The 9,116-nt window shown below is 59.3% G+C and carries 11 protein-coding genes; 6 read left to right on the top strand and 5 right to left on the bottom strand.

Going from position 1 to position 9,116, the window contains the following annotated elements:
• The 3 genes from WBP53_RS11405 to WBP53_RS11395 all read left to right on the top strand — a co-directional run.
• Positions 1–1,506, top strand: a 1,506-nt coding sequence (locus WBP53_RS11405; RefSeq protein WP_423928999.1) for a mechanosensitive ion channel domain-containing protein, incomplete at its 5' end; no start/stop codon positions are given.
• Between the two features lie 83 nt (positions 1,507–1,589).
• A complete protein-coding gene (locus WBP53_RS11400) occupies positions 1,590–2,051 on the top strand; it encodes a Rid family detoxifying hydrolase (protein ID WP_423928997.1) in 462 nt (153 codons plus the stop codon).
• Positions 2,052–2,291: 240 nt separating this feature from the next.
• Positions 2,292–3,194 (top strand): DUF2785 domain-containing protein, encoded by a 903-nt coding sequence (locus WBP53_RS11395; protein WP_423928995.1) that lies wholly within the window; start codon positions 2,292–2,294, stop codon positions 3,192–3,194.
• A 71-nt stretch (positions 3,195–3,265) separates the two neighbouring features.
• On the opposite strand, the gene WBP53_RS11390 is transcribed toward WBP53_RS11395, so the two are convergent.
• Positions 3,266–4,204, bottom strand: a complete 939-nt coding sequence (locus tag WBP53_RS11390) for an aldo/keto reductase (protein ID WP_423928993.1) — start codon at positions 4,202–4,204, stop codon at positions 3,266–3,268.
• Positions 4,205–4,343: 139 nt separating this feature from the next.
• Between WBP53_RS11390 and rraA the strand changes: the two genes are divergently transcribed.
• Positions 4,344–4,826: a ribonuclease E activity regulator RraA gene (gene rraA, locus WBP53_RS11385; protein ID WP_423928991.1), complete on the top strand. Its 483-nt coding sequence runs from the start codon at positions 4,344–4,346 to the stop codon at positions 4,824–4,826.
• A gap of 69 nt (positions 4,827–4,895) precedes the next feature.
• Here rraA and WBP53_RS11380 read toward each other — a convergent pair whose 3' ends face one another.
• From WBP53_RS11380 to asnS, 4 genes are all read right to left on the bottom strand, one after another.
• Entirely contained in the window at positions 4,896–5,684 is a 789-nt protein-coding gene (locus WBP53_RS11380; protein WP_423928989.1) for an SDR family oxidoreductase, read from the bottom strand.
• A gap of 343 nt (positions 5,685–6,027) precedes the next feature.
• Entirely contained in the window at positions 6,028–6,366 is a 339-nt protein-coding gene (locus WBP53_RS11375) for a hypothetical protein (RefSeq protein WP_423928987.1), read from the bottom strand.
• Positions 6,363–6,674: a hypothetical protein gene (locus WBP53_RS11370; RefSeq protein WP_423928985.1), complete on the bottom strand. Its 312-nt coding sequence runs from the start codon at positions 6,672–6,674 to the stop codon at positions 6,363–6,365. The genes WBP53_RS11375 and WBP53_RS11370 overlap by 4 nt, the downstream gene beginning before the upstream one ends.
• Positions 6,674–8,074 carry an asparagine--tRNA ligase gene (gene asnS, locus WBP53_RS11365; RefSeq protein ID WP_423928983.1) on the bottom strand — a complete coding sequence of 467 codons (1,401 nt, stop codon included), beginning with the start codon at positions 8,072–8,074 and terminating at the stop codon, positions 6,674–6,676. Before asnS ends, WBP53_RS11370 begins: the two co-directional genes overlap by 1 nt.
• A 194-nt stretch (positions 8,075–8,268) precedes the next feature.
• Between asnS and WBP53_RS11360 the strand changes: the two genes are divergently transcribed.
• Both WBP53_RS11360 and WBP53_RS11355 read left to right on the top strand, forming a co-directional pair.
• The gene (locus tag WBP53_RS11360; RefSeq protein ID WP_423928981.1) at positions 8,269–8,604 is read left to right on the top strand and encodes a HesB/IscA family protein; all 336 of its coding nucleotides are present in this window, start codon (positions 8,269–8,271) and stop codon (positions 8,602–8,604) included.
• A gap of 215 nt (positions 8,605–8,819) precedes the next feature.
• Positions 8,820–9,029 carry a cold-shock protein gene (locus tag WBP53_RS11355; RefSeq protein WP_423928979.1) on the top strand — a complete coding sequence of 70 codons (210 nt, stop codon included), beginning with the start codon at positions 8,820–8,822 and terminating at the stop codon, positions 9,027–9,029.
• Positions 9,030–9,116: the final 87 nt, after the last annotated feature.

Below are 9,116 nucleotides of genomic sequence, written 5' to 3'. Positions count from 1 at the left end.
GCTGCGCTGTTTAGCGGTCTGGCCCAGACAGCCGACGAGACGATTGTGCCGGAAGGCCTTGGCAGATTGAGCACGCTGATCAGTTCCATTGCGCTGGCGGTCTTTGCCTTTCAGGTTTTCAAGCCTGTTGGTGGCGCGATGACTGCAGATCTGCCGCGCGACGGTCTGATCTGGCGTACCCGGGTCATCTGGTATTGGGCGCTGGTATCGGTACCGGTCATATTGGCTCTGCTTTCCATGGCAGGTTACGACGCCAGTGCTGCCGAATTGCAGGCACGCCTGATGACCTCAAGCTGGATCGTTTTTGTTGTCGCCATTCTCTATCAGGTCGCCATGCGTGGCGTACTTGTCGCGAGTCGTCATGCTGCCTACAAGCAGGCAGCCGCCCGAAAGGCCAAGCAGGCCGAAGAAGAACTGGCGCGAATGGCTGGTGGAGATGGAGGGGAGGGTGCTCCGATCCAGCAGGAAGACCCTGAACTCGACATGGTGAGCGTAAGCCTGCAAACGCGAGGCATCCTGCGCGCCATGTCGGGTCTGGCTCTCGCGTTCTTCCTGTGGGAGATCTGGAGCGGACTTGTTCCTGCTTTCGGGATCTTCAACGACGTCGTCCTGTGGTCGGATGTGACCTCGACAGGCGCCGGCAATGTCATTTCCGAGGTGACCCTGGGGCATTTGCTTCTCAGCGGATTGCTACTGATCCTGACCGCGTTCGCCGTGCGCAACATCCCGGGATTTCTTGAAGTCGTTGTGCTCCACCGCCTGGATCTGAATTCCGGTACGCGGTATGCATACGTGACTATCCTGCGCTACCTGATTGTTGCCGTTGGCCTGATTGCCTCGTTCAGCCATATCGGCGTGGACTGGTCGAAACTGCAATGGATCATCGCAGCGCTCGGTGTCGGGCTTGGATTCGGCTTGCAGGAGATCGTCGCCAATTTCGTATCCGGCATCATCATCCTGTTTGAGCGACCGGTACGGGTTGGTGACCTCATCTCAATCGACAGCACGGTCGGCACGGTTTCCAAGATAAAGATCCGTGCCATCACGATTACCGATCCGGACAATTTCGAGGTGCTCGTACCAAACAAGGCCTTCATTACCGGCACAGTCAAGAACTGGTCGCTGACGACGCCGATTACGCGCGTGGTCGTCAAGGTTGGCATTGCCTACGGAAGCGATGTCGGGTTGGCCCAAAAGGTCTTGCTCGAAGTCGCTTCCTGCAACGAAAACGTGCTGGACAGTCCTGCGCCGAGTGTCCTGTTTCTCGGTTTCGGCGACAGCTCGCTTGATCTCGAACTGCGTGTCTTCGTCGGCCGTATCGACCAGCGCCTTTCGACATTGCACGCATTGCATGTCGCTGTTAACGAGGCGTTCTCGCGCGCAAATATCGAGATTCCGTTTCCACAGCGGGACTTGCATGTCAGACATGCTGCAGACGCGAGCGGGCTGATCGCGGCTGAGAAGCCGGGCTCGGATGATGCGGGAGATGTTCCGGCGACCAGGTGACCTGATAGTTGCCGAAGCATGTCACGAGGCCGATCCCTTGCCAGCGTGGGTATGCTTGTCCATCCATCCAACAGGAGAATGCCATGAGTCACCGAACATCCGCGATCCTGGTTCTCGCACTTCTTTCGCTGCCGATGCTTGCCCAGGCTGGTGGCAAGCCGGAGGTCACCTTTATCAATTCCGACAAGGCCAAGGCTGCTGGCTATCCGTTTTCCCAGGCTGTGCGTGTCGACCACACGCTCTACCTGTCGGGCCAGATTGGCGTGGATCCTGCGACTGGAAAACTGGTCGACGGTGGTATTGGAAACGAGTCACGCCAGACGATGGACAACATCAGGGATCTGCTGAAGGAGCACGGACACTCGATGAGCGATATCGTCAAATGTACCGTGATGCTGGCTGACATCAAGGAATGGCCGGCGTTCAACGAGGTCTATCGCGGCTACTTCAACAACCGCTTCCCCGCACGGAGCGCGTTTGCCGGCAGCGGTCTGGCACTGGATGCGAGGGTTGAAGTCGAGTGCCTTGCTGTCGTTGGCGATTGATCGGAACGGCGCGCCGGCCCTTGCCGTTCTCGTGTGTCAATGATGTTGCAAGGCATCCAGGGCATGAAAAACGAGACTGATTGTTCGAACAGCGGGCTCTTCGCGGGACCGGATTTCTGCAGTCAGGGTCTCACTGGTGCTCACCAGCGGCACCGTGGCGAAAAAAGGTTCGGTGCAGCCCCCATGACGCAATCCCTTGCGAGATGGCAAACTGTCCAAATCAATCGCGGGAGAATCCGTATGTTGCTGACACTTCGCCTGTTCTGCCTCGCACTGTGCATGGTGGCGGCCAATGCCTCGGCCAGTTGCCCGCCGCTGGGTACTACACGGGTCGAGTTGCAGGCTCTCAAGTCGAAGGCCTTCGTGGTTCCGGACGACGCTACTCCCGATCGCGACCAGTTGGCGCTGGGATTGCTCGACTGTCTATCAGACCCTGACCCAGAGCTTCGCGACGGCATTGCGTTCGAAGGGCTTGCCGGCTGGATGCGCAGCAATGCGCTCAGCGACAAGACGCTGGTGGTGATCTACAAGCAGCTTCTGGCCCTGATGAACGGCGAGCCCGCGGATCCGGAAGGGTTCGCGCGGCCCTTTGCCGCGCTGGTGCTTTCCGAGGTAGCTCGCAGCGACAAGGAACGCGGCTTTCTTTCCCAGACGCAACTGAATTCGCTGGTCGCAGCAGGCTCCGAGTACATGACGTCGATTACCGACTATCGCGGCTTTGACCCGAAGCAGGGATGGCGTCACGGGGTTGCACATGCTGCCGACTTGCTCGCTGCACTTGCCGATCATCCGAAAGTTGATAACGCGGGATTGCAACGCATCGTAGCGGCAGTGGGCACCCAGGTCATCCCGCGCGATTCCCACTTCTACATATTTAGCGAGCCGCAGCGTCTTGCACGTCCTCTGATCCTGGCGGCACAACGTGGTGTGATGACGATGGAGCAGTGGCGCAGCTGGCTTGCAGCCTACGCCAAGCTGCCAGGCGGCGGTTCGCTGTACGCCTCAATCCCTGGTCTCAGCCGTCGCCACAACCTGCAGGAACTGCTGCTTGTGCTGTATACCAACGTCAACGAATCCGGCAACGAGACCTTGCGCGAATCGCTGCGCAGGCCAGTGATCGCTGTGCTCATGGCAATCAATTAGCCGTAGTGGCATCTGTTCTCACCCCTGCGCGGGCAGGGGGGCGGACATGCCGACCTTGAACGTTGTTGTTTCTAGCTTGCAGCCAACTCAGCAATCAGGGATGCGCGTTGCTTCGAATCAAGAATCGGGCCCAGGCCGGCCTTGACGTTGTCCGACTCGCGATCCGGCTTGCCGGTGGCCGGGATCACGGCTGTAACGGCGGTGTCGCTCAGGACGAAGCGCAGGAACAACTGCGCCCATGAGCTCGCCCCTGCGTCCGCAGCCCATCGCGGCAAGGGTTTGTCTTTCACGATCGAGAACAACTTGCCATCATCGAAGTTCCTGTTGGCCAGAACGGCGATGCCGAGATCGCGAGCCATGGGCAATACGCGCTTCTCGGCATCGCGGTGCGCGACAGAGTAGTTGATCTGCAGGAAATCCGGCCTCGATTCGGCGACCGCATCGGCCAGGTCATCCTGGGCGCGATCAAGATAGTGAGTCAGGCCCACGTATTTCGTCTTGCCTTCGGCTTTCAGTTCACGGGCCAGTGCCAGTTGGGTCTTCCAGTCGCCAAGGTTGTGCACCTGGAGCAGCTCGACATGATCGGTCTTAAGTCGCTTGAGTGAAGCATTGAACTGGTCCAATCCGGCATCACGTCCAACGACTCCGGAAAGTTTGGTCGCGAAGAATGCCTTGTCGCGCATGTCCAGCTCGGCAACCAGGTCGCCAATGACGGCTTCTGCAGTGCTGTATGAAGGAGAGGTGTCAATCAGGGTGCCGCCGGCAGCAAAGAAGCGCCGCAACACCTCGCGTCGCGGATCGCGTTCTTCTGCAGTTGAACCAATCTCGAAGCTGCCCGAAGTGCCCAGCCCGATCACCGGCACGCGCTCGCCGCTGGAGGGGATCACCCGAGTTGCCATCTTGTCGTTGATGTCTTGCGTGGGCGAGTTGGCAAGTACGAATGAGGGATTGATCATCACGCCCAGCGCGACGGCGGTGGACGTTCCGATGAACTGACGTCGATTGGTCATGACTTTACCTTTCGATTGATATGGCAAGCCGACATTGTGCACCGTCAGGTGTCAGGCGCAAGTTTGCGGATCAATTGCAATGGCTGGCCTTGCCGCGTTGGTGCTGGGATCATGCATGGCATTGAATGCAGGAACATCCATGAACATGACAACCCCCGATCTTTGCGACGAATATCCGCAGCTTGTACGTGGGGCCGACCCGATCTTCCGCTGCTACGGCGGGCGCGACTTCTTCGGCGGCCGGATCGTCACCGTCAAATGCTTCGAGGACAATTCGCGGGTCAAGGAACTCGTCGCCACGCCAGGCAAGGGCAAGGTGCTTGTAGTCGACGGCGGAGGATCCCTGCGGCGCGCGTTGCTCGGTGATCAGCTCGCCGAGCAGGCCATGTCCAACGGCTGGGAGGGCATCCTGATCAACGGCTGCCTGCGCGACGTGCAGATCATCGCCACGCTGAATCTCGGCGTTCAGGCGCTTGCCAGCCATCCGATGAAGACCGAGAAACGCGGCCTGGGTGATGTCGATGTGCCGGTCACTTTTGCCGGGCTGACCTTTGCGCCAGGTGAATGGCTCTACGCTGACGCCAACGGTGTCGTGCTCGCGGAAAGCGCGCTAGTGGATTGAGGGTTGCCTGGGCTGCTGCTCGTTCAAATCATCACACGTGACAAACCATTGGTTCAGTGCTGCCTCAAGCTAGAGCGACAACGTCCGCCCACCATCCACGGGCACATTGATGCCGTTGACGTATCCCGCTGCGGGTGAGGCGAGGAAGGCGATGACGCCGGCGATTTCACTGGCTTCGGCGAAGCGGCGCAACGGGACGGTGGCGAGCATGCCTTCGGCGACTTTTTCTTCACTGTTTCCTGTGGCCTTCGAGCGATCGGCGAGGATCTGTTCGAGGCGCTGGGTCCTGGTGTAGCCGGGCAGCACGTTGTTGACGGTGATGCCGTGTGGGCCGAGTTCGCTGGCCAACGTTTTCGACCAGCTCGCGACGGCGCCGCGAATCGTGTTGGAAACGCCGAGATTGCGGATCGGTTCCTTCACCGAAGTCGAGATCACGTTGACGATACGGCCGTAGCCGCTGCCCTGCATGCCTGGCAGCACCGCTTGCAGGATGACCTGTGCGGCGATCAGGTGCTGGTTGAAGGCAGTTTGGAATTCATCGAGCGACGCCGAATTGGCGGCACCGCCCGGCGGGCCGCCGGTGTTGTTGACGAGGATATTGATGGCGCCGTTGTTGGCTACTGCTTCGACCTGAGCTCGAAGGGTCGCATGGTCGTTCATGTCGGCGGTGATGTAGCCGTGCTTCTGTGCGGCATGGGCGCGGGGCAGGGAATCGACTACTGCCTTGAGAGCATCAGCTGAGCGTGCGAGCAGGGTGACATCGGCGCCGAGGGCGGCCAGTTCGTGGGCGGTTGCCTTGCCGATGCCCTGGGAGGCGCCGCAGACGAGGGCGTGCTTGCCGGTGAGTTCGAGATTCATGGGATACCTTGTTTGTTGTCTGGAGGACTGTGCGGAAGTGGGAAAAAATCTGTTTCCGTCAATCTTCGATTGAACCAGTTCGCAACGAAGGATTCGTCATCCCAGCGAAGGCTGGGATCCAGTTTTTCGTCACCCCAAGTCGGTGGATGAACAGTTGTTTTCTCTGTGAAACGGTATTCGAGAGTAGGCGAATTGTGCGCTTCGCATGCACCAGGAACTGGATCCCAGCTTCCGCTGGGATGACGATCCATGGCTGTTTCGTGTCATTCAGCATTCCGAGATGAATTCTCCGGCGATGCGTGTCTTTCCCGTTTGCGGAAAAAGCAAAGTCGTAGGCCTGCAACTACTGGATGCGTGCGAGCTTCTGCACCATCTGCGAGAGCAGATCTTCGTCTTCGCTGGAGTGCGGAGGTTCTACAGATTCAAGATCAAAGCCCATGATGGCGGCATCTTCTTCATCGAGTCCTTCGAAGGCGCGAAACTCGGCATCGAGCAGGGCCATGCGTGCGTGTTGCTCATCATCGTAGCGCGGGCGTTCGCCGCTGGAGTCGAAAATCTCCACGATGCCGGATTCGAAGACGGTCAAGCGAGCCCAGACCAGGGTGTCGCCGATGGTGGCAACCCACCACTCGTGCTGGTTCTGGTCTTCGCTGCCAACTTCAATATCGTCATCCATGTTCATGCTCCGACTCCTCCGAGTGCCTTGGAGGCAAATGCTGCGATCGCACCGAGCACGATTGACCACGCGCCAATCGCACCAAGCCGGGCCAGCCCGGTCAGCGACTTGTCTTGCAGCGCGCGATAGCGCCTGGCCAGATACCAGCCGAATGCGCGCGGAGAAAACATGAAGCCGCCAAGGCGTGCACGCTCGGCTGGATGATGGTCGCGCAAATGAACCGACACAAGAATCCAGGTCATGATGTAAGTCGTCAGGCCGGCGACGAAAAATCCGAGGCCGAGCAGAAGCATGAATTCGCGGGCAAGGTGCATCAGAACTCCGCGTGGCCGGGTACACGTGGATAAGGGATCGCGTCGCGGATATTGGCAAGGCCGCAAACGTAGACGACGAGACGCTCGAAGCCGAGGCCGAAGCCGGCATGCGGCACGGTGCCGTAGCGACGGAAATCGCGGTACCAGCTGTAGTGTGCAGGATCGAGCCCGAACTGCTGCATGCGCGCGTCGAGAACGTCGAGGCGTTCCTCGCGCTGTGCGCCGCCGATGATCTCCCCGATTCCGGGCGCCAGCACGTCCATCGCGGCGACGGTGCGCTGGTCGTCATTGAGGCGCATGTAAAAGGCCTTGATCTTCTCCGGGTAGTTGGCCACGACAACCGGTCGTCCAACATGCTCCTCGACCAGGTAGCGTTCATGCTCGGTCTGCAGGTCAATGCCCCATTCGACCGGGTACTCGAATTTCTTGCCGGATTTTTTCAGGATCTCGACGGCGTCCGTGTAGTCGATGCGTTCGAACGGTGCGTTGACGAAGGCTTCCAGACGCGTGACAGCGGTCTTTTCGACGCGTTCGGCAAAGAAAGACATGTCATCGGCGCGTTCATTGAGTACGGTCGTGAACACGAACTTGAGCAGTTCTTCGGAGACGCGGGCGTTCTCATCCAGATCAGCGAATGCGATCTCGGGCTCGATCATCCAGAACTCGGCGAGGTGGCGCGCCGTGTTCGAATTTTCCGCGCGGAATGTCGGTCCGAAGGTGTAGACCTTGCTCATCGCAAGGCAATAGCCTTCGACATTGAGCTGGCCGGACACGGTCAGGAACGCGTCCTTGCCGAAGAAATCCTCGCGCATGTCGATCGCACCCTTGTCGGTGCGCGGCAGGTTCATCAGATCCAGGGTCGAGACGCGGAACATCTGCCCGGCGCCTTCGGCATCCGAGGTGGTGATGATCGGTGTGTTGACCCAGAAATAGCCGTTCTGGTCGAAATAGCGGTGGATGGCCGAGGCGATCGTGTGACGCACGCGGGTGATCGCGCCGAACAGGTTGGTGCGCGGGCGCAGGTGGGCCACTTCGCGCAGGAATTCCAGCGAATGTGCCTTGGGCTGGATTGGATAGGTTTCCGGATCGTCGACCCAGCCAACTACCTCGACGGCGCTGGCCTGAAGCTCGAAACCCTGGCCCTTGCCTTGTGAAGCGACGAGTTCGCCCGTTGCAATCACGGCGCAGCCGGCCGAAAGGCGCTGCACTTCGTCGGCGTAATTGGCCAGCGAATCCGGAGCAACGACCTGGATTGGATCAAAACACGAGCCATCGCTCAGATTGATGAAGGACAGGCCGGCCTTCGAATCGCGCCGGGTACGTACCCAGCCGCGCACACTGATCGAGGTGCCCGCAGGGAGGGCACCACTCAAGGCCTGTTTTACACTGACGACGGACATGCGTTGAGAACTCCGGAAGTCGGGAAGGCCGTCGCTCATGGCGAATCGGCGGAAACCGGGCATGATAACGGAAGCACCGCCGCGTATGGCATCCCGGCCTTGTTTCCCGGCCAGACAGCCTCGATGTACATCGGTGCCTGAATGTTAAACTTGCTCCATCGAATCCCCAACAACGAATCCCGACGCATCTCCCCATGCCTATCCAGCTGACCGAAGCCGCCCTGACTCGCATGCACACCTTCCTCGCGAGGGATCCGCTGGCTGTGGGCGTGCGGTTCGGAATCAGGAAGACCGGTTGTTCTGGCTATGCCTATACGGTGGATCTGGCCAAGGCCGTTGCCGAGAACGACAGCGTGTTCGATCACGATGGTATCCAGGTCCTGGTAGATGCCAAGGCCTTGCCCTTTATTGAGGGCACCGAAATCGACTACCGGCGGCAGGGACTCAACGCTTCGTTCGTCTTTCGCAATCCGAATGCGACCGGTGAGTGCGGTTGTGGCGAGAGTTTCACGGTTGACACTGTTGCCTGATATCTCGTTGATTTTGCACGGCTGCCACGCTGTCGCATCGTTTAGGAACATCAGTTAGACTCGAATCCGCTGTATTTGCACGGTCGCGACGCCGTGGTCCGATGCCGCGAAGTTCCATTGATCCGCCGCATCGCCCGGCCAATTTCACCCTGCAAATGCAGAGTGGTTGGAAGCCCCCGAGAGGGGTTTGGGCACAATGATCAGTGGAGACAAGCATGTCGGATCGTGAGGTCGGCACCGTCAAGTGGTTCAATGAAAGCAAGGGTTTCGGGTTCATCAGCCGCGAAAGTGGCCCCGATGTCTTCGTTCATTTCCGCGCCATTACCGGCGAGGGATTCAAAACCCTGCAAGAAGGTCAGAAAGTGAGCTTTGCCGTCGTCGAGGGCCAAAAGGGCCTGCAGGCGGAGGATGTCACGCCAGTCTGACCGAATTTGCTCGCATGAAAAGGCCGGGGCTGCGACGTCCGCGTCGCAGCCCCGTTGTTTTTTCGTCCATAGCAACCACTTACTCCG

Origin of the sequence: Dokdonella sp. (assembly GCF_049593775.1) — a bacterium.
Classification (GTDB): domain Bacteria; phylum Pseudomonadota; class Gammaproteobacteria; order Xanthomonadales; family Rhodanobacteraceae; genus Dokdonella.
This window is presented reverse-complemented; position numbering and strand designations above follow the sequence as displayed.